The sequence below is a fragment of the Citrobacter sp. Cb028 genome (assembly GCF_030336705.1).
Taxonomy (GTDB): domain Bacteria; phylum Pseudomonadota; class Gammaproteobacteria; order Enterobacterales; family Enterobacteriaceae; genus Citrobacter; species Citrobacter braakii.
Genome location: NZ_JAOWCZ010000014.1, coordinates 1 through 271, shown reverse-complemented (window position 1 = coordinate 271; position 271 = coordinate 1). Strand labels below are relative to the sequence as shown.

1 tRNA gene is annotated in these 271 nt (G+C 46.1%); it reads right to left on the bottom strand.

The window, feature by feature from the left end:
- Window positions 1-153: 153 nt before the first annotated feature.
- A tRNA-Glu gene (locus tag OGV75_RS00660) sits at window positions 154-229 on the bottom strand.
- Window positions 230-271: the final 42 nt, after the last annotated feature.

Genomic DNA, 271 nt, shown 5'->3' with positions numbered 1-271 from the left:
CTTTTCATTTCTTGTTTACGGAGAAATGAAACAGTGTGTCGTTTCAATTTTCAGCTTGATCCAGATTTTTAAAGAGCAAATATCTCAAACGAGACTCGAAAGTCTGTTTTGAGATACTTCGGTCGGCGACTTTCACTCACACATACCAGCAAGTGGCGTCCCCTAGGGGATTCGAACCCCTGTTACCGCCGTGAAAGGGCGGTGTCCTGGGCCTCTAGACGAAGGGGACACTGAAGTCTCAATCGCAAGACGCCTTGCTATTTACTTTTCA